We start from the raw sequence: 379 nt of genomic DNA on the forward strand, positions 1-379 counted from the left end.
CTCATCAGTATATTGGCTGGAAATAAGAAAAACGAGCGGAATGCTCGTTCTTCTTAGCACAATTTTCCTCAATTGCTCGAACTCTCACGTACCTGTTCATTTTCACTGTAAGATGCCGGATAGCCGTACATCCCCATATTCATTGGCGGTCCCGGAAATGCTGGTCCATAGCCATGCATTGTATGGAAGCCTTTTTTGCAATAATATTCATACATTTTTCTGTGGTAACAATAACGCTTATAATAATTTTTGTAGCATTTTTTGTGATGCGCATGTTTGTGACATTTGTGCTCGTAATACTTCATCTTCTCTACGTGGTAGTGATATTTAACCACTTCCACATCCATCGTCTGCATGACGCCCATGGGCTGATGATAGT

General features: G+C 40.6%; 1 protein-coding gene. It reads right to left on the reverse strand.

Going from position 1 to position 379, the window contains the following annotated elements; all coding sequences use genetic code 11:
• Positions 1-68: 68 nt before the first annotated feature.
• Positions 69-379: hypothetical protein (locus LKX83_RS32040; protein WP_227887308.1), on the reverse strand; the 311-nt coding region annotated here is incomplete at its 5' end.

Origin of the sequence: Cohnella baijiui (assembly GCF_020731285.1) — a bacterium.
Lineage (GTDB): Bacteria > Bacillota > Bacilli > Paenibacillales > Paenibacillaceae > Cohnella.